We start from the raw sequence: 19,420 nt of genomic DNA, 5'->3' as shown, positions 1-19,420 counted from the left end.
GATGGACAGTAGAGATTGGGGAACATTTTTGCTTCCATATGAACAAGCCGTTGAGGAGCTAAAGGTCAAATTCAAGACGATGCGCTCCGAACTGAAGAAACTTGAAGAGTATGCGCCAATCGAATTCGTGACCGGAAGGGTCAAGAAAATATCCAGCATTCTAGACAAGGCGAAGCGGTACAACGTGGCTCTGGAAGATCTGGAGACCGGGATTGAAGATATCGCCGGCATCCGGATCATGTGTCAGTTCGTAGAAGATATCCGCCGGGTGGCGGAGTACATTCGGATGCGCAAGGATCTTAAGGTCCTTTACGAGAAGGACTACATTACCAACTATAAAGAAAGCGGGTATCGCAGCTTTCATATGATCGTGGAATATCCGGTACAAACCGCGCTTGGCCAGAAGCAGGTGCTAGCCGAAATCCAGATTCGCACGCTGGCGATGAATTTCTGGGCTACCATCGAGCATTCGTTGAACTACAAGTATCGCGAGAGCCTGCCCGAGGAGATGCGGGGCCGGCTCAAAAAGGCCGCGGAAGCCGCCTTCGTACTCGATAACGAAATGTCCAGCATCCGCGAGGAGATTTTGGTTGCGCAGAAGAGCTTCGAGGACGACTCCAACATCGTCTCCTCGGTACTTGCGTCGATTCATCAGTTGTATTTTTACCATCTTGTGTCCGAAGCGATTGACGCGCAGGAGCGGTTCAACCGGCTGTGGGAAACGAAGGATTTCGAAGGGATGAAGCTACTGATGGGCGAAGTGAAAGGCCTCATCAAGCAGCACAAAAAAGTAGAGGAGCCCGGGGATGAGCTATGAGCCGCAGTTTGTGGCGTACCTCGTTTACTTCAACCGAGACCGCGATTACTTCGAGTGCCATGAGGTGCTCGAGGAGCTTTGGTTGGCGCGGGGACATGACCCGCTGTACAAAGGGTTGCTTCAGATCGCTGTCGGTTTGTTCCATGCCCGGCGCGGCAATTTGTCCGGGGGGCGGAAAATGCTGCTTTCGGCCTTAGAACAGCTGTCTCCGTATCCGGAACAGTCGCTTGGCATCGACCTTGGCAAGCTGCTGCGGGAGACGGAGGCGTACATCAGAGAGCTAGCAGATGAGGGGAAGCGGGATTTTGCCTTTTACGATCTGACGATCCGTTTGTTAGATTCGGAACTGGTCCGCATGGTGGAAGTGGGATCGGAGAACATCGCCCCGAATATTCCGCAGCGGCGTACACCGCAGCGCGGTGAGAAGCATGAGGAAAGGCAGCAAAAGTTGGATCAAAGGAAAGCGCGTTGACAAGGCTGATATCGGCCCGTCCCCCATTGTAGGGGAGACGGGCGTTTTGCGGTACGAAGCAAAATGACTGAAACGAAGAATGGATGGGACAGGCATGGCGGTACAACCACCAGAAGAATTTTTGGAGCGCATGCAGGAGCTGTTGGGAGAAGAAGAATATGCGGCTTTCCGTGCCTCTTACGACAATCCGCGGTTTGCGGGGGTCCGCGTCAATACGCTAAAAATTGATTCCGAGGCCTTCAGGGAAGCGGTGCCGTTCGAATTGCGGCCGATTCCCTGGTGTCAAACGGGGTACTATGTCGATGAGCAAACGAAGCCGGGCAAACATCCGTATTATCACGCCGGGCTCTACTACATCCAAGAGCCAAGCGCTATGGCGCCGGTGGAGCTGTTGGAGGTGGCTCGCGGGGAGCGAGTGCTCGACCTCTGTGCGGCCCCGGGAGGAAAGTCAACGCAAATCGCGGCCAAGCTGCGCGGAAGCGGCATGCTTGTAACCAATGATATTAACGCGGAACGGACCAAAGCCTTGGCTAAAAATATCGAGCTGTACGGCGTACGTAACGCGGTCGTGCTCGGCGAGACACCGGAGCGAATCGCACGTGCGTTCCCGAATTTTTTCGATAAAATTCTGATCGATGCACCTTGCTCGGGGGAAGGGATGTTCCGGAAAGACGAGGATATGGCCCGGCTATGGGAACCGGAATGGATTCGGAAGTATGCCGGCATGCAACGGGATATCTTGAAGGCAGCGGCGGCTCTGTTGGCGCCGGGCGGGAGAATGGTATACTCCACCTGCACGTTTGCGCCGGAAGAGAACGAGGCGACGATCGCGGATTTCCTGTTGGAGCATCCAGAGTTTAAGGTCGTACCGCTCAAGTGGGATCCCCGGATCTCCCCTGGACGTCCGGAGTGGCTGGAATGGCTAGCCAAGCGAGAGGAAGGCCGGATATATCCGGCGGAAGTCGCTGCGCAAACTGCCATGTGCGGCCGACTTTGGCCGCATAAGGTGGAGGGTGAGGGACATTTTCTCGCCGTGCTGGAGCGACAAGGGGAAGGACAACCCCAGGAGGAAACCATAGGATTGGGTAATGCCCCCTCGGAATGGGAGGGGGAATCCCGCAGTAAACGGGAATCCCGTCAAGGCCACCGGGGCCGCCAGGGAACTGGGCGCGATGCCAAAGGCGTAGACGAGAGGGAGTTGTTAGAGAGCTGGCGGGCTTTTTCCCGGGAGCATCTCAATGAGGCGGAACTACCGGGGGAACCTCTGCTTTTTGGGGGCAACGTCTACCTGTCTCCGCTTACCAAGGAGCGTCTGGACGGGTTGAAGGTTGTCCGGCCTGGCTGGTACGTCGGGAGCGTGAAAAATGGGCGCCTTATACCAGGGCAGCCCTTGGCCACAGCACTGTCTCCATCGGAAGCGGTGAGGGTGCTGGATTTGTCCGCTTCAGACGGCGAGGCAATTCGCTATCTGAAGGGAGAAACCCTGCAGGTGGAAGCGGCGAGGATTCAATGCTCGGAGAACGCTAGCCCCAAAGGATACGTGCTGATCACGGTCGACGGCTATTCGCTGGGTTGGGGCAAATGGCAGGATGGAATGCTGAAGAACGAATATCCCGCCGGGTGGAGGTGGACGTAAGATGAGTGCCGGCAAGAAAACGCAACGGTTGGATAAAATTCTGGGAAATCTCGGTTATGGAACCCGATCGGAAATCAAAAAATACGTCAAACAAGGCCGAGTCGCGATCAACGGAGCGGTCGTTAAGGACAGCGGCATCCAGTGCGATCCTGGAACGGATGTGGTGGAGCTGGACGGGGAGCGGATTTTTTATCGGGAGTTTGTCTACTTGATGCTTCATAAACCGCCCGGTGTCATCTCAGCTACTGAGGATCGGCGGGAGAAAACCGTACTCGATTTGCTCCCGATGGATTTTCAAGTATTCTCGCCTTTCCCCGTCGGGCGACTGGACAAAGATACAGAGGGCCTACTGCTGCTGACTAACGATGGTCAACTGGCCCATGACCTGTTATCCCCCCGCAAGCATGTACCCAAAACGTACGAGGCTGTCGTCCTCGGCCATGTGGGCGATGCGGAAGCCGCGAGCTTCCGGGAGGGCGTGGAGCTCGACGATGGCTACGTCACCTTACCCGCCGAGCTAGAGGTGCTGGAACACGGAGCCGAAGCGGACGGAACCCGCATCTCCCGCATCCAACTGACCATCTCGGAGGGGAAATTCCACCAGGTCAAGCGGATGTTCGAGTCCGTCGGTTCCCGGGTCACATACCTGAAGCGCCTGTCGATGGGGCCTCTCCTTCTCGATGAGTCTCTGCCGCTCGGCGCCTTCCGCGAGCTGACCGACTCCGAGCTGGAGTCGCTGCGCACGTACAAAGGCACCGGAGCTTCAAAAGGGTAACTAGCGATTCGCTCTACAGTGAGCGATTCCCGAAGGGAGAGCGCCGGGTTTGCTGGCATGAAGCCAAGCAGCACGCCGTAGCTCCAACTAACCAGCGGTTTGTGCAACAGTGAGCGATTCCCGAAGGGAGAGCGCCTTAACAGCACGAAGTTGAAGGATATAGGCTGAACGTTGCAGTCACCGCCATGCAGGCGCGCCCGAAGTAGAGCGTGCCCGTAGGGCGACAAGCGGCTTGTAGCACGTTTGCCTGCACAGGTGAGCCGACAGAAGTAGGGATGAGCAGCACGGTTTACCAGGTTGCGGGAACGCCTAAAGTAAGACGTACCCGAAGGGGGAAAAGCGTTCCACGAGCCAACTTAAGCGAATCCCCGCAGGGGAGAGCGTGCAGGAGCACCTCATGCACTCCCACGTTCCTCCCCTTTGCGGGAGACCAGAGGGCAGCAGGCCCTCGGGCCCCCTCCCTTACGGTAAGGGAGGGATGGGGAGGGTTGAGTCAAGAAAGGAGACCACACATGAAATACAAACTGATCGCATTAGATGTAGACGGCACGCTGCTCACCGACGACCACGTGTTGACCCCGGGAACGATCGAGACGATTCGAGCCATCGCGGGGCAAGGCACGGAGTTCGTGTTATGCACCGGCCGGGCTCCGCGGAGCTCGATTCCCTATATGCGCGAGCTTGGGTTGGAGGGCTATGTGATTAGCCATAACGGGGCAGCCACGGTGGATGTGCGGACCGAGGAGATCGTCCACGAATTCGCGTTGAATCCGCATGGACTTGAGCCGTATATGGAGTACTGCCGAAAGAATCACGTTCATTTTGACGTCAATACCACCTTTGCGCTGTATGTGGAAAATGCGGCAGGGCTCACGAAGGAAGCGCTGGACATGTACCACAAATTTCTGATGGAACCGGAAGATATGCCGGGTTGGGCCGATTTCAGCGAACCGATCGTGAAATTCACTGTCGCCGGCGAGATGGATCAGCTGGACCGCGTGTACTCGGATTGGAGCCAATGGACACAGGAATTCAATATGCTGCGCAGCGGCGACTTTTTCATCGATTTAATGCATAAAGAAGCTTCCAAAGGGGCAGCCCTGCAGAAGCTGGCAGAAAAGCGCGGAATCCCTGCCGAAAACGTCATGGCGATCGGCAATTATTATAATGACTTAACGATGCTCACCTATGCCGGGTTAGGCGTAGCTATGGACAATTCTCCGCTGGATGTGAAAGCGGCGGCCAATGCCGTGACCGCCTCGAACAACGAGGAAGGCGTGAGGCAAGCGCTGGTAAAGTATGTTCTAGGAGATGTCCCATCAGGGTGAGAGGGTGGTCTTCTTCTCGGTATCGGACAGGGAGTGCTCAAATGTTCTCGGACGGTGCAGCAGCCAGCCGAGGCTTACACTGAGACCGAGCAAAACGAGGAACAATCCTCCGACGAGCCCCAAAGTTCTAGGCGTTACCACTTCAAGCAAGAAACCGGCGGCGAGCATGGCGATACCCATCAAGGTATTTTGCAAGGTGGCCAATCCGCCGAAGAACCGTCCCTGCCATTCGGTTGGAATCAACTGCATCAGAACCGTTTCGTTGCAGGCGTTGCCCACGCTAGTGGTGACTGCCGATAAGGCTAACAGCAAAATGAGCAGGAGAAACGAAGGCGATTGGCTGATCATCACTTGGAAAACCCCTTCAATCAACACGGTCAGGACAGCGGCCGTCCGCATATAGCGGGCCATTCTGCCGGTGAGTCCGGAGCCGACCAGCATCCCGGCACCCAGCGCTCCATAGAGTAATCCGATGCCGATATCTCCCATATGGAAAACTTCGGCGGCATATACGCTAATCAGTACGTTAAATATCCCGTCCCCAATCGGCCAAACGGCGAACGCGATCAACATGATCCGCAAAAAGAAGGATTGAGTGAGCAACCGTCGAAGTACAGCAGTTTGGCGGGGCCCGAGCGTCGGCGCTGGCGTCGGCGTGTATATTAGCTCGCCGGAATTGATCTCTGCGGCTGCCGACCGCTTGGCGGGATCAAGGCGGAGGAGCAGCAAGCCGGAGATCAGGAAGGACAACGCGTTGAGTACGAAAGACACCTGTCCGCCCACTACGGCAGCAAGGATACCCCCCGTGACAGATCCACCGATGAGCACGAAACCGACCATAGCCTGTTCCAGGCTATTCACCGCCAGCAGGTGATCTTGGCGTACAAGCCGGGGGATCAGCGACATGCGGGCTGGGGCGTAAATGGCCTCCCCTGCGGACAAGGCAAACGCGCTGACATAGATGATCCAGATATCCCCAGGATTGCGGACCAGTAGCGGGGTCAGCGCAAAAAACAAACGAATGACATCGGTGAAGATCATGATCGTATTCTTGGAGAAACGGTCGGCGAGCAGTCCGCCGAGCGGTCCGAAGACGAGGTATGGAAACAGGCGGACCGCAAAGGTGATGCCGACGGCTAGGCCTGAGCCGGTCAGCGATAATAGCAAGCCGAGGACGGCCACTTGGCTGAACCGGTCGCCGATGCCGTTGACCAGTCCGGCTGCAAACAGACGGCGGTAAGAGGGTTCCTGGCGTAGGATTCGTAAGGAATTCATGGGATGAGATCACTCCTTTTCAGAGAAAACAACAGTAGTGTTATAACTATCTAATTAAATGATCATCTAATTTAGTGGGCAAAAAAAGGCAACGAGGCGATAAGCGATGCCTCATTGCTTGACCGGCACAATCCGCTTGCGATTAGGATGAGCTCTTACCCCAAAGCTCCGGCGGGTTCAACTCGTAAATGTCATTTTCGCGGTACATGAAATGGTTCATGATAAACTCGCGGCGGATCGTGGCGTAATCCTCGTGGTAATTCAGAATGTATTCGTTGATTTCTTTCTCTTTATACTTGCGGTGCGGTTCCAACCCCTTGACGAGGCGTTCAAGAACGATCAGCTTTTTCTTGCGTTGGGCCGGCAGATGCTTCAAAGTGCCGTTCTTGTTGAAGAAGTTGTCCAGCACCGCGGCTTTACGCGCCGCTTCTTCGTGTTTGTCCTCGGCCGCTGGGAGCGCCTTGCCGATATTCAGGATCGCTTGAGCCTGAAGGGCAAGGCTTTTTTCGTTCAGGTAAAAATAGATCGTATTCTTATCACGGCGCTCGTACACCAAGTCGGCTTCTCGCAGCTTGGTCATGTGATGCGTGATCGTCGGCGGCGTGACCCCAAGTTTCCCCGCTAGGGCCTGACCATGGAGGGGGCCGTTCTGTAGCAGTGCGATAATGCGGATACGAGTGACATCGCCCACCGCTTTGTGGAAATTGACCAACCGGTCCAGCTGCATTCTGATCCCTCACTAATTCGATATTTGTATAATTAGATGATCGTATTATTCCATGCACTGGTTTCCTTTGTCAAGGGAGGCAAAAAAAATAGCGGTGGAATCCATGCAGGATTCCAGCCGCTTTTCAGGCATGTCGTGGCATTAAACCAAAAGGGTACGGGAAACGATAACGAGCAAGATGAACAGCACCAAAATAGCTCCCGTTGAAGTGAAGCCTCCTCCGTAGATTTCACCCATTGTTATTCCTCCCTTACATCAGGATAGGTTTCCCGTTGATCACGAGATAGTGTATTGTATGCTGCCTGGGAGGGCGCGGTCTGGACTAATGTCCACATTGGATAGATTGGGCGGGGTGCCTAATGCCGAAGGCCTTTGGGCAGGTGGTTCTTCAGCTGTCCGCCGCTGGCTTTGCCCCAGCCCAGCGGGTATTGGCCCTCGCCGCAGGCGAGGGTCACGAGGTGCCAGCCGCGTAACGTTGCTGGCACCTCCAGCGTCTCGCCGCGCAGGAAGGCAGCGGCGAGGGGAGAATCCTCGCCGAGCGTCCATACTCGCGGGGCGGCTTCGGCGGCGTTAAGCGCCATAGCTAGCGCATGAGCGGGCTCGAACCGGCCTTTGCGGACATCGCCGAGGTGCAGCCCGGCGCGTGGGACCTTCAGGCCGGTCAGGTGTTCCGCCGTTAGCGCCAAGCCTTCGCTAGCCGGCAGGAGGTATAGCGCCTCGCCGAACAGAAGCGGGGTGCCTCCGACGGGAAGTGAGAAAGCCGGGAGCTCGTCCGCCGCCCAAGCGCGGAAGCCTTCTAAGGCAGCAGCGGCGCTACGTTCCGCTGGGCCGGAGCGACCCCCACGGGCGGCACGTCCACGATCGCGCACATTGCTGCGTCCGGTGTCTGCGCGTCCGGCACTGCCGGGGTCCATCGTGCCGTCCTTTTCCGCATTATCCCGCTCAATCAGGGCGACGTAATGGCCTTCGCCCTGCTCACGGTGCGGCCAGATTCGTTTCTCGGCGATCAGACGCAGGAAAGGATACGCCGCCAGCAGGCGAGCGATGGTATCCTCGTTCTCTCGGCGATTAAACGTACAGGTAGAGTAGGCAAGGCGGCCACCGGGTTTCAGCATCGCCACGGCGTCCTGCAGGATGTCCCACTGCCGTGCGGCGCATAACTCCACCGAATCCGGCGACCATTCGCGAATCACCTCGGGATCCTTGCGGAACATGCCCTCGCCCGAGCAAGGAGCGTCCAGCATAATGCGATCGAAGGCGAGCGGAAAGCGAGCCGACAGTGCCGGCGGCGCTGCCTGTGTCACGACGGCGTTCCGGATGCCGAGGCGCTCGACGTTCTCTGCCAGGATTCGCGCCCGCTGCGGATGGATCTCATTGCTGATCAGCAGGCCTTGTCCGGCCATTTTTGCAGCGATTTGGGTCGTTTTTCCCCCGGGGGCGGCGGCCAGATCCAGCACCGTTTGACCGGGCTGCGGATCCAGCAGCTCCACGGCGGACATCGCGGACGGCTCTTGAATATAATAGAGTCCAGCGGCATGGTAGGGATGTTTGCCCGGCCGGGTCGACTCTTCGTAATAATAGCCCGTCCCGCACCAAGGCACCGGACGCAAATCAAATAGCTCCGCGAGCTTGCTTGCTGCCGTAGAAGACGGGTTCATTTTCAGTGTATTCAGTCTCAGTCCGTAGGCGCGAGGGGCGGCATAGCTTGCGAGAAAGGCCTCCGCTTCGGCCGGGCCGAGCATGGCCGTCACCGCTTCCTGATAAGCGGCCGGCAGGGATGGAATGGTCATGATTGCTGCTCCTTCCGAATAAACGGATTATCCGTCACTTCAGCAGTTTATCATATCGCTTTTTATTCTCAAAAGGGGAATGGATGTTCCTTCTTGCCTATGGCATAATGGAAAAAGAAGCGGGTTTTATCGCACAATCGTAAACGACATGCAAAGGAGAACCTCAATGAAACTGCTGCAGGCTTTATTTTTCCCGCCGGAACAACCCGGGGGCGTATCGTCGATGATTCCGTACCTGCAAGACCGGTTTAATCCTCCCCATTGGGAGATGGAATTATTTTCACTGCCGAAACGGATCCGTTCGAAGGGGAGCGATCCCGTTATTTTTCATACCTTTGATTGGCAGCAGTACGGGGAGAGCCCGATCGTGCAAAAATACGTTCAAACCTATCGCGACTACTTGTGGTGGACGAAGCTTCGGTTGAAGCAGCCTTACGATGTGATCCATGCCCATCATCCGATCGCGGGACTAGCGATGAAGGAAGTGTTTCCGCAAACCCCGGTCATCCAAAGCATTCACTCTAGTTATGAAAAAGAACTCATCTTGAACGGTCGCATCCGGGAGAACGGGCCGGAGCACCGGTTTCTTACTTCGTTGTACCGCGAGCTGGAGCATCGCGCCGACCGGATGTATACCGTCTCGCAATCTTTTGCCGATTACTTGACGCCTTATGTGGACGATGCCGCAGCCATCGGCATTATTCCAAACGGGTTTGACGAGAAACGGTTTAAGCCGATCCCCCATGATAATGAAGTCGCCCAGTTGGTCACGGTCTGCCGCCTCGTGCCGGCCAAAGGGTTGGATACGTTGCTGCAGGCCTGCGCGGAGTTGAAAAGACGCGGACATAACTATGTGCTGCATATCATCGGCGACGGTCCGATCCGCCAAGAGCTGGAGCAACTGGCGCAGCGTCTGGGCATTTATGATGAGACGATATTTTACGGGTACACGCTGCATCCGGAGGAATTCATGCCATTCTTTGATATTTTTGTGCTGCCGTCGCGGGCGGAAGCCTTCGGTTCGGTGTTCGCCGAAGCGGCGCTCTGCAGCCTAGCGCTCGTCGGGACGGAGATCGGCGGGATTGCCGAGCAAATCGAGGACGGCGTGAACGGTCTCCTGGTCCCGCCTGAAGATTCGAAAGCTTTGGCCGTAGCGTTGGAGAAGGTCATCATGGATCCGGATTACCGCTATCAGCTGGCCCGCAGCGGGTCGGAGAAAGCCAAAGCCCAATACTCGTTAAACCGGGTTGTACATGAATTGAAGAAGCTGTACTTGCAATTCAAATAAGGAAAGAGTTGTTGCACGAATGAAAGCCTTTCGTTTTCTTCACGCGGCCGATTTGCATCTGGATACCCCCTTTTCGGGGATGTCCGGCGTGCCGGATCGGCTGCGCGGGTTATTGAGGGAATCCACTTTCGCCGCCTTTGACCGGTTGGTCCGGCTTGCGATTGAGGAAGCCGTCGACTTTGTCGTGATCAGCGGGGATATCTATGATGCTTCGGACTCCTCACTGCGTGCGCAGCTACGCTTGCGCGAAGGCTGGGACAAGCTGGGGGAGCATGGCATCCCGGTCTATATGATTCGGGGGAACCATGATCCCTTATCTGGTAGACGGCTAAGATTGGCGCTGCCTGGGCATGTTTATGAGTTTGGTCCCCGCGCGGAAAGCGTCACCGCAGTAAGGCGGCACGATGGGGAGCCGGTAGCGGTGCTGACCGGGACTTCTTATCCGACTCCGGCAGTACATGATAACCTGGCGTTGCAGTATCGGCGCGAGCCGGGTTCGGTGCTCTATCACATCGGGCTGCTGCATGGAAACGTGGACGGTCAAGAGGGGCATGACGCTTACGCGCCGTGCTCGCTCCGCGATCTAGAGGCCTCGGGTTACGACTATTGGGCGCTGGGTCATATCCATAAGCGGCAGATTCTTTGCGAGTCGCCGTGGGTGGTGTACCCTGGCAACATCCAAGGTCGCAGCCTCAAGGAGACCGGCCCGAAGGGCTGTTATCTTGTAGATGTGGCGGAGAACGGGGAAGCTCGGTTAACGTTTCGGAGACTTGATCAAGTGCTATGGATGGAAAGCCGACTTTCGATTGACGGGTTGACCACCGAAGAAGCTTGGAAGGGAAGCGTAGAAGAATGGCTGGACGAGCTGCGGGAAGCCGAGCCTGGACGAATCACGGTGGCTCGTCTCACGTTCACCGGACGGGGACCGCTGCATACGCTGCTGCAGTCCGGGCCGGAAGCAGCCGAGCTGCTGCAAGAATTGCGGCGCCAGGAAAGCGGACGGCTCGAGGAAGCCGGCTTCGCTGCGGCGGATGCGGGGGGCTTGATGCCAGGGGAAGGGATCGTTTGGCCGGCAGGCTTCAAGCTCGAGACCGGGGTGGAGCTGGATCGCGAGGGCCTAATGGCGGAGGACAGCTTCCTCGGCGAGCTATTTCGACTGGGTGAGCGAACGTCGGCGGAACCCGAATATGTGGATGAACTAGTTCGTGCTGCGCTGGCACCGCTCTCGGACAATCGTCAACTGCGGCGGCTGCTGCAGGAGCAGGATCCGGAGGCCAAGCAGGACCTGCTGCGACGGGCTGAAGAACTGGCGGCTGCCCTGCTGAACGAGGATACGCCGTTTCCGCGAGAAGGGAGAGGGGCTTCATGAAGCTGGAACGCATGCAGGTCAGCGGCTTTGGTCGCCTGAACGGACTGGACGTAGAGCTTCCCGGTCAAGTGACGGTGTTGTACGGTCCCAACGAGGCGGGAAAAAGCACGCTGCTCGGTTTCGTTCGAGCGTTGTTGTTTGGCATTCCTTCTCGGGCATTGGCCGCCGAGCGTTACGAGCCGCTTCGGGGCGGAGCGCACGGCGGAGCGTTGACGGTTCTTGGCGATGACGGGGCCCGTTGGCTGATCGAGCGTTACGCGCAGCCGCCGGAGGGTCGGAATTTACCCGGTACACGCGGGGATCGGCTGCGGATCACGCGCAGCGATGCGAACGGGGAAGTGCGGGAAGCAACGCAGGAGGAGATGCAGCGAGAACTGCTCGGAGGCATGTCGAAAGCGATGTTCAAGCAGCTGTTTGCCGTGTCGTTGACCGAGCTGCAGGAAGTGGGAGCTTTGCAGTCGGAGGAGCTCAGCCGATACCTATTTCACGCGGGTATCGGCGGTGGGGCTGCGGTGCTGCGCGGGGAGAAAAGACTAGTCCAGGACATGGACAAGCTCTATCGGCCGCGCGGACGGACGCAGGAAATCGCCCAGCTCCTTCAAACGGTAGAGCGATTGGAGCGCGAGGCAGAGGCGGCTAAAGCGTTGCTGCCGCGGTACAACGATGTGCTGGAGGAGCTGGAGCGGCTGGCGGCGCAGCTGGCGGAAGCCGAAGCGGCTCGCGCGGCGAGGGGCCGGGAAACCGCCCGCCTGCAGAAGGCGGCGGCCAGCCGGGCCGATTGGTTGCAGCGCGAGGCCATCCGCGCGGAGCTGGCGGCGCTGCCGCCGGTCGCCCGCTTCCCCGCGCAGGGGGCGGCGCGCTGGCAGGCGCTGCAAGCGGAGCGTGAGCGCCTGGCGCTGGAGCGCGGCGAATGGGCCCGGCGGCGGGAGGCGCTGCAGGCGGAGCTGGCGCGGCACCGCCCGGATGCGGCGGTGCTGGCGCAGGAGCCGGCGCTGCGGCAGCTGGCCGGCCGCCTGCCGGGCTACGAGGCACGGCAGGGCGAGTTTGCGGAGCTGGCGGCGGAAGCGCTCCAGCTCGAGCGGCGGCTGGCCGAGTGCCTGCGCAGCATTAATCCGGCATGGGGCGCGGAGGAGCTGCGCGCTTTTGCCGGAACGGTGGGCGAACGGGAGAGCGTTCGCCGGTTTGCGGCGCGGTTTGCCGCGTACGACAAGGAAATGGAGCTGCTGCGAAGCGAGCGTGCCAAGCTGGAACGGGCCGCGGCAACCGCGGAGAAGACCGGCGCGGCGGCGGTCGCCCGGGTTGAGGCCAGCGCCGCGGAGGGGCGGCGGCAGTTCGCCATGCTCGTCCCGCAGCAGCCGGACGAAATCCGCGCGCTCTGGAGCGAGCTGCGCGGCGAGATGGACCGCTGGCGGGAGGGCGCGGGCCGGCAGGCATCCGAGCAGCTGGCGGCGGACGCCAGGGCGCTGGCCGCGGCACAGATGCGGGCGCTGTACCGCAAGCTGCTCGCCGGGAGCGGCGTGCTGACGGTGGCGTTGCCCGTCATTCTGTGGCTCACGGCGGAGGCGCCGTGGGGCGCCGTGGCCGCGGCAGCCGCGCTGCTCGGCCTGGACGCCGCCCTGGCGCTGGCCGCCTTCCGCAGCGCGCCGCCTGCCGGCGAGCGGCGGCTGCGCCGCGGTTCGGCCGCGCTCGGCGCCGGAGACGACGCCGGCCCGGAAGCGCGCCTTAGCGCGCTGCTGTCCCGGCTCGTCCGCCATCCGCAAAGCGCCGCGGCCGCTTCCCGGTCGCGCAGCGGGGCCGCCCCTTCGTCCGGTCCGATGGACTGGGACGAAGAGGAGCGGCAGCTGCGCCGGCTGATGGAGGCGTGGCTGCTGTGGGATCAGCGCCACGCCGCGTTGGAGGGCCAGGCGGACGTCGCCCTCCAACAGGCATCCGCAGTCCAGGACGAGCTTGCGGCTACCCAGCGCGAGTTGTCCCGGCGCGAAGCGGACTTTGACGAGCTGGCGAGAGAGTGGGAGGCCTGGTTGGTCGAGCGGAGATTGTCCGCTGATCTATCCCCGGAGGCAGCGTCGGACGTGTTCCGCTTGGCGGAGCAAGGGCGGGACGGGTTAACCCGGTTCGATGGACTGACGGCCAAGATGGCGGCCTTGCGGCAGGAAAACGAGCAGTTTGAGCAGGAATGCTTGGCTTATGGAAGCGAAGGGAAACCTGATCAGGCAGTTACGGTTCTGCGGGAAGCATTGGCCCGGCTGAACGGCGCCATCGAAGAGAAAAGCCGACTGGACCAGCTATCCGCCAAGCTGCAACCGCTGGAGGAAGAGGGGCAGCGCTTGGACGATCGTTTGTACCAGGTGCTTGAATCGGAGCAAGCTCTGCTCGCCGAAGCCGGCGCTGGAGACGGCGAGGAACTGCTGCGCCTGGACGCGGCTCGGGAACGGCGAGATGCTTTGGAACGCGATCTGCGTCAATTGGAATTGATGTTGTTCGCTGGACTTGACGAAGCCAAGCAAGCCGAGCTGGAGCGGCTTTTGCAAACGATGGAGGAATTAGAGCTCCGGCAGCAGTTGGAGATGTCGGAGCAGGATTTGCAGCAAGCGGAAGTGTTGCTGGGGCAACTGCAGGAGAAGCGAGGACGTCTGCTGCAGGAGCAGGAAAATTTAGCAGCCCGCTGCCGGCGGGACGATCTCGTACAGCAGTTGGAGGAACAGCGGGCAGCCCTTAGCGACCGTCTCGATCAGTATGCGGTCATGGCCGTTTGCCATGAGCTGATCGGCCGTGCGCGCCGGGTATATGAAGAAGAGCGACAGCCAGCGGTGCTTCAGGCGGCTTCGGGGTACTTTGCGGAAATGACCGGCGGCACTTACCGGCGCATCGTCATGAAAATGGGCACCCAGGAGCTGATGGCCGAGCATACGGAACTTGGGCCGCTCGAGAGCACGCTCCTCAGCCGGGGAACGGCGGAACAACTGTACCTGGCGATGCGGCTGGCCTTGTCCGAAGCCGTGTCGGGGCAAGGCTCGCTGCCATTATTGCTGGACGATCTGTTCGTTAACTTTGACGAAGGCCGCCTTGAAGGGGCCTTGTCGGTACTGCGTAAGGTTGCCGATCGCCAGCAGATTATGATGATGACTTGCCACGAGCATGTTGTCCGGCGAGTTCAAACGCTGCTACCGGCTGCGAACATCGTGCGGATGTAGGAGATACACACAGGGAGCCGCGGTTGCCAGAAGACCCTCGGGGCTTAGCCTCTGGGGGTTTCTTTTTGCCGATATAAGCCCAGCATCAGCGCCCATAACAAACTGAACAAGCCAAACACAGGATACAGCACGGACAGTAGGGAACTAAAGCCGAACTGGCTGGTGATATAACAGATAAACAAAATCGTGACCGATATCAGCATGGGGGGCACCTTGATCCGCTGCTGCAGCTGGAGGGTCACGCCATAAACATCGGCGACGAAGGTACTGAAGATTTCCATGAAAATAAGCAGGACATAGATCAGCTGGATGGTTGTCCCGAGCTGCTGAGCGATGCTGCCCATCGGGATTTCATACTGTACGATCCCCGGCATGTAGGCCGACAAAGCAAAATGACCGGCCATTAACATAAAACCAACCCCCAGACCGCCGAGAACGCCGCCCAGAACAATGACGCGACGGCTTTCGGTGTGGCTGCCGATGGGCACGAGCACTGCTTGGGCCATCGACAGGTTGAACGCGGCATACATCAACGGCGCCGCCCAGGCGGCGATCAGCGCGGAGTCGGTCTCCATCGTCAGAAAACGGGTTGCTCCCGGGGTACCGGCGGTATTTGATATGATCGCAAGTGACAGGATTAACATCATCGGCACAACGATGGAGTTCAACTGCAGCACCCCGTTTATCCCTCGTCCCAACAGTAAATAGGTGAAAATCAGGGTGATCCATAGGCCTGTCTGATAATGAAGCCCCAAATGCTCCATAAAGACGGAGCCGGCACCCGCGAGCATCACGCTGTTAACGCCGATCAACACGATCAAAGTGAATAAACTCAACGCCCGGCCAATCCTTTCGCCGAAGAGACGGCGGTTCAGGTCCTCGTAGGAAGCGGCTTTGATGTCGCGGGCGAGCAGCATCATTTTAGTTCCGAGCCATACGAACAGCATTGTCGACAATAGGATCGTCAAGACGCCCCATTTGCCGTACCGGGTGAAAAACTGGAGAATTTCCTGTCCCGTCGCAAAACCGGCGCCAACGACGGTGCCGATATAGGTAAAAGCGATCTGCAGAACTTTTACGGCATTTTTCATGGTTTTCCCCCCGGTTCTTGTGCTATATATAGTACAGGGTATGTTGTCCAACAACGGGACATGACTTAAACCTAATAATGAGGTCGTCCAAAAAGTCGTCTTTCGATCACGAAGTGGAATCATGGAGCTAATTCGACGTCGAATCTTGAATTCAGCCGGGCCTTCCGTTGCTCACGTAGGTCTGCCTACGCTCCGCTACTCAGTCCCTAGCTTCATCCAACCTTCTCGATGCTCGAAAGCCGCCTTTTTGGACCTTTATTGAACCGGTCGTCCCAAAAGTCGTCTTTCGATCACGAAGTGGAATCATGGAGCTAACTCGACGTCGAATCTTGAATTCAGCCGGGCCTTCCGTTGCTCACGTAGGTCTGCCTACGCTCCGCTACTCGGTCCCTAGCTTCATCCAACCTTCTCGATGCTCGAAAACCGCCTTTTTGGACCTTTATTGAACCGGTCGTCCCAAAAGTCGTCTTTCGATCACGAAGTGGAATCATGGAGCTAACTCGGCGTCGAATCTTGAATTCAGCCGGGCCTTCCGTTGCTCACGTAGGTCTGCCTACGCTCTGCTACTCGGTCCCTAGCTTCATCCAACCTTCTCGATGCTCGAAAGCCACCTTTTTGGACCTTTATTGAACCGGTCGTCCCAAAAGTCGTCTTTCGATCACGAAGTGGAATCATGGAGCTAACTCGGCGTCGAATCTTGAATTCAGCCGGGCCTTCCGATGCTCACGTAGGTCTGCCTACGCTCTGCTACTCAGTCCCTAGCTACATCCAACCTTCTCGATGCTCGAAAGCCACCTTTTTGGACCTTTATTGAACCGGTCGTCCCAAAAGTCGTCTTTCGATCACGAAGTGGAATCATGGAGCTAATTCGACGTCGAATCTTGAATTCAGCCGGGCCTTCCGTTGCTCACGTAGGTCTGCCTACGCTCCGCTACTCAGTCCCTGGCTTCATCCAACCTTCTCGATGCTCGAAAGCCGCCTTTTTGGACCTCTATTGAACCGGTCGTCCAAAAAGTCGTCTTTCGATACGAAGTGGAATCATGGAGTTCGTCAACCTAACGGAACCCAGAGACGTTATTGACCGGAGAATAGGCGGATTCACATTCTAACGGAACGAGGAGATCCTATTTGGGGGATTTCTTGCTCGTTGACCGTTAAAATGGCCTAATAAGGTCTCTGTGTTCCGTTACAGCGGGAAATATCCGGGAAATGTGCAAATAAGGGCGTTACGTTCCGTTACGCTCCGCTCCGGCGCATGTTTACCCAAACCTCAGGAACACTTGAAACAGACTTTTGAACGGAAATATTGATCTTGATCTGTGGAGGAAATCACATGGAGTTATTAAAACAAAAGATCGTAGAGCAAGGGGTTATCGTCTCAGACCAAGTGCTGAAGCTTGACGGATTGCTTAACCATCAGGTCGATCCGCAACTGACGATGCAGATGGGCAAGGAATTCGCCAAACGGTTTGGCGATCAAGGGGTTACCCGCGTCATCACCGTCGAGTCGTCGGGGATCGCCGTGGCGTTCGCCACCGCTTATGAGCTGGGTGTGCCGCTCGTGTTCGCGCGGCGGAAGAAGACGCTGCTTGCGGAGCCGGACATGCTTTGCGAGCGGGTGCCTTCGTTTACGAAAGGCATCGTCACGGATATTCTGGTATCGCGTGATTTCCTTGGGGAGAAGGATCGAGTGCTGTTTATCGACGATATTATCGCCAACGGTGACGCCGCTCGGGGATTGATCCGAATCATCGCCCGATCCGGCGCGGAACTGGTGGGAGCGGGAATCGTCATCGAGAAATGCTTTCAACCCGGCGCTCAAGCGATTCGCGAGCAAGGCATTCGGCTTGAAACGCTGGCGCGTATCGCATCTCTGGAAGGCGGCCGGATTACGTTCGTTGACTAGGACAAACGAATGAAGAAAAACCAGCCAAATTTCGGTTAATCCTTTGCAGGCCCCCTTTTTTTCGCTATAATGAGGATTACTAGGGAGAGGAGGCTTAAAGAATGGGGAAAGAACTGGCAGTAGACGCGGAGTTTTTTCTTTCGAAATTGTCCGAAGCGAAGGTTACTTTTGAACGTGCCCTGGATTGCAAACATACCGAGTTTGATGACCTTTATCCCTATATGCTTGAACATCCTCAGTTTTTCTGGTACAAACGCTATGTAGCATGGTCGCAATTGTTGACGATAGCCGGGCTGTGCCAAGAGCTTGATGTGCCCTGGAAGGAACAGTTCAGTCCGCAACAGGTAGGGTATTTGGAACAGAGAGTCATGTCGGCGAAAGTGCTTGATTTCTGGTTCGAAACGAATGACAGCCGAGAACATGCTTCTCGATAAGAGGGAACTGTACGGTTTCCGTATGCGGCCAGATCTAGATCCGGTACCGCACCGGTTGCTTTAGGCATCCATAAGTCATCACGAAGTCCCGCTGGTTCGCCGGCGGGGCTTTTTTTGCACGGAGCAGGCTCATCATGGACCTAACCCCCAACTATTGTATAATGAAATCCAGGAGGTGGACGTATTCGTATGATTTCAGACGAAACATTGGACCAATACCGGCTGTCCGGAGAAAAGGTTCGCGTCGTACGCGACGGTATTCCGGAGAACGACGTGCGGGGGATTGTAGTGGCTTGGGACGACACGCATGTGTTGGTCCGCAAACCGAACCGCAACGTGGTCAAGCTCGATCGTAATTACATTTACCAGCCTGCGAAGGAGCCACGGATTTCGCCGGTGGATTAAGCATATTTTTGACCGGGCGGGACATCGTATAAGTGCGGGTACAATAGCTAGGAAAGGATGTTTCGCATGTCGCAGGTCAGCGAGAAAATACGAGCTTACAAGGACGAAATTAACCGATTCGGGGAAGCCCTGCCGAAGGTAACCGAAGCGTACCATACGTTTACCGGCGAAAGCCTCTCGAGTGGTACACTGGATGCCAAGACGAAGCAGTTGATTGCCCTTGGGGTCGCGCTTTCGACGAACAACGAAATTTGCACGTTCTACCATGCCGAGGAGGCGAAGTCCAAGGGGGCGACCGATGCGGAGATTCTCGAGACGGTCGCCGTCGCTTCGGCTGCCTTGGCCGGGAATGCGTTATCCCAAGGCGTCACTCGGGTGCAGGAAGCGTTGAGCGTCCCGCCAGTTCAATAGATTTATCCGGAGAAGGGAACCTTAAGGAAGCGGATGCGCCTTGAGGTTCCTTTTGTCTGTTCGCTCCCGGGGTGAGCTAGGCGCTGGGGTACTGCCAGTCAAATATGCGCGCATCCGGGAGGACACCTCCCTTTGTAGGCCAGCCCACAATATCCGCATCTTCCCGTGATACCCTCGGCAGCGGTATTCGGCCTGAATCCCGTTCTCATCCTGGTGGATCCGCTCGATTTCGATGTTCCGCTCGCGGAATTTACCGTGTATTTCCGATAGAACAAGCGCAACGCGACGTTCGCCGCCGCGGATGAGGTCGACGTAAGCTTCGGGGCTCTTCAGCAGCCCGCTTTGTTCGAGAATTCGGGCATCGCGTTGAAACACTTTTTGCAAAAAACCAAGCAGTAACGCGCTCTTAATGAGGGATAGTTCCTCTTCCTTAATGCCGGGAACGGCCATAGGTCAACACCTCTTTATGCGAACTTATGTTCTTATCATACCCCAGGCTCGT

Annotated in this window: 18 protein-coding genes; 12 read left to right on the top strand and 6 right to left on the bottom strand. The window is 57.5% G+C overall.

Annotated features, from left to right (window positions below; translation table 11 throughout):
* The first annotated feature begins 1 nt into the window (after position 1).
* From yjbM to IM700_RS06725, 5 genes are all read left to right on the top strand, one after another.
* Positions 2 to 817 carry a GTP diphosphokinase gene (gene yjbM, locus IM700_RS06745; protein ID WP_193415006.1) on the top strand — a complete coding sequence of 272 codons (816 nt, stop codon included), beginning with the start codon at positions 2 to 4 and terminating at the stop codon, positions 815 to 817.
* Positions 807 to 1,289, top strand: a complete 483-nt coding sequence (locus IM700_RS06740) for a DUF309 domain-containing protein (RefSeq protein ID WP_193415007.1) — start codon at positions 807 to 809, stop codon at positions 1,287 to 1,289. Before yjbM ends, IM700_RS06740 begins: the two co-directional genes overlap by 11 nt.
* 94 nt (positions 1,290 to 1,383) lie before the next feature.
* Positions 1,384 to 2,925 carry an RsmB/NOP family class I SAM-dependent RNA methyltransferase gene (locus tag IM700_RS06735; RefSeq protein WP_193415008.1) on the top strand — a complete coding sequence of 514 codons (1,542 nt, stop codon included), beginning with the start codon at positions 1,384 to 1,386 and terminating at the stop codon, positions 2,923 to 2,925.
* A gap of 1 nt (position 2,926) precedes the next feature.
* On the top strand, positions 2,927 to 3,700 hold the full coding sequence (locus IM700_RS06730; RefSeq protein ID WP_193415009.1) for a pseudouridine synthase: 774 nt from the start codon (positions 2,927 to 2,929) through the stop codon (positions 3,698 to 3,700).
* A gap of 512 nt (positions 3,701 to 4,212) precedes the next feature.
* Positions 4,213 to 5,028 (top strand): Cof-type HAD-IIB family hydrolase, encoded by an 816-nt coding sequence (locus IM700_RS06725; protein ID WP_155605062.1) that lies wholly within the window; start codon positions 4,213 to 4,215, stop codon positions 5,026 to 5,028.
* On the opposite strand, the gene IM700_RS06720 is transcribed toward IM700_RS06725, so the two are convergent.
* From IM700_RS06720 to IM700_RS06705, 4 genes are all read right to left on the bottom strand, one after another.
* The gene (locus tag IM700_RS06720; protein ID WP_193415010.1) at positions 5,020 to 6,303 is read right to left on the bottom strand and encodes an MFS transporter; all 1,284 of its coding nucleotides are present in this window, start codon (positions 6,301 to 6,303) and stop codon (positions 5,020 to 5,022) included. The genes IM700_RS06725 and IM700_RS06720 overlap by 9 nt on opposite strands.
* Positions 6,304 to 6,445: 142 nt before the next feature.
* Positions 6,446 to 7,030 carry a DUF2087 domain-containing protein gene (locus tag IM700_RS06715; protein WP_155605064.1) on the bottom strand — a complete coding sequence of 195 codons (585 nt, stop codon included), beginning with the start codon at positions 7,028 to 7,030 and terminating at the stop codon, positions 6,446 to 6,448.
* A gap of 141 nt (positions 7,031 to 7,171) precedes the next feature.
* Entirely contained in the window at positions 7,172 to 7,267 is a 96-nt protein-coding gene (locus tag IM700_RS06710; protein ID WP_193415011.1) for a sporulation protein YjcZ, read from the bottom strand.
* Between the two features lie 119 nt (positions 7,268 to 7,386).
* The gene (locus tag IM700_RS06705; RefSeq protein WP_193415012.1) at positions 7,387 to 8,820 is read right to left on the bottom strand and encodes an RsmB/NOP family class I SAM-dependent RNA methyltransferase; all 1,434 of its coding nucleotides are present in this window, start codon (positions 8,818 to 8,820) and stop codon (positions 7,387 to 7,389) included.
* A gap of 166 nt (positions 8,821 to 8,986) precedes the next feature.
* Between IM700_RS06705 and IM700_RS06700 the strand changes: the two genes are divergently transcribed.
* The 3 genes from IM700_RS06700 to IM700_RS06690 are packed head-to-tail and all read left to right on the top strand — an operon-like array spanning position 8,987 to position 14,671.
* On the top strand, positions 8,987 to 10,108 hold the full coding sequence (locus IM700_RS06700; protein ID WP_155605066.1) for a glycosyltransferase family 4 protein: 1,122 nt from the start codon (positions 8,987 to 8,989) through the stop codon (positions 10,106 to 10,108).
* Positions 10,109 to 10,127: 19 nt separating this feature from the next.
* Complete coding sequence (locus IM700_RS06695; RefSeq protein ID WP_193415013.1) at positions 10,128 to 11,477, top strand: metallophosphoesterase family protein; 1,350 nt, start codon at positions 10,128 to 10,130, stop codon at positions 11,475 to 11,477.
* Complete coding sequence (locus IM700_RS06690; RefSeq protein WP_193415014.1) at positions 11,474 to 14,671, top strand: AAA family ATPase; 3,198 nt, start codon at positions 11,474 to 11,476, stop codon at positions 14,669 to 14,671. The genes IM700_RS06695 and IM700_RS06690 overlap by 4 nt, the downstream gene beginning before the upstream one ends.
* A 44-nt stretch (positions 14,672 to 14,715) precedes the next feature.
* Here the strand turns inward: IM700_RS06690 and IM700_RS06685 are convergent, their stop codons facing one another.
* On the bottom strand, positions 14,716 to 15,762 hold the full coding sequence (locus tag IM700_RS06685; RefSeq protein ID WP_193415015.1) for a YkvI family membrane protein: 1,047 nt from the start codon (positions 15,760 to 15,762) through the stop codon (positions 14,716 to 14,718).
* Positions 15,763 to 17,095: 1,333 nt separating this feature from the next.
* Here IM700_RS06685 and xpt point away from each other — a divergent pair.
* The 4 genes from xpt to IM700_RS06665 all read left to right on the top strand — a co-directional run bounded on the left by xpt (position 17,096) and on the right by IM700_RS06665 (position 18,918).
* Positions 17,096 to 17,668, top strand: a complete 573-nt coding sequence (gene xpt / locus IM700_RS06680; protein WP_155605070.1) for a xanthine phosphoribosyltransferase — start codon at positions 17,096 to 17,098, stop codon at positions 17,666 to 17,668.
* A 101-nt stretch (positions 17,669 to 17,769) separates the two neighbouring features.
* A complete protein-coding gene (locus IM700_RS06675; RefSeq protein WP_009222820.1) occupies positions 17,770 to 18,102 on the top strand; it encodes a hypothetical protein in 333 nt (110 codons plus the stop codon).
* Between the two features lie 189 nt (positions 18,103 to 18,291).
* On the top strand, positions 18,292 to 18,507 hold the full coding sequence (locus IM700_RS06670) for a hypothetical protein (RefSeq protein ID WP_193415016.1): 216 nt from the start codon (positions 18,292 to 18,294) through the stop codon (positions 18,505 to 18,507).
* 66 nt (positions 18,508 to 18,573) lie between these two features.
* On the top strand, positions 18,574 to 18,918 hold the full coding sequence (locus IM700_RS06665) for a carboxymuconolactone decarboxylase family protein (RefSeq protein ID WP_155605073.1): 345 nt from the start codon (positions 18,574 to 18,576) through the stop codon (positions 18,916 to 18,918).
* 21 nt (positions 18,919 to 18,939) lie between these two features.
* Here IM700_RS06665 and IM700_RS06660 read toward each other — a convergent pair whose 3' ends face one another.
* A complete protein-coding gene (locus IM700_RS06660) occupies positions 18,940 to 19,368 on the bottom strand; it encodes a YhjD family protein (protein WP_155605074.1) in 429 nt (142 codons plus the stop codon).
* Positions 19,369 to 19,420 lie beyond the last annotated feature (52 nt).

The sequence above is a fragment of the Paenibacillus rhizolycopersici genome (assembly GCF_014947195.2).
In the GTDB taxonomy this organism is placed as follows: domain Bacteria; phylum Bacillota; class Bacilli; order Paenibacillales; family Paenibacillaceae; genus Fontibacillus; species Fontibacillus rhizolycopersici.
This window is presented reverse-complemented; position numbering and strand designations above follow the sequence as displayed.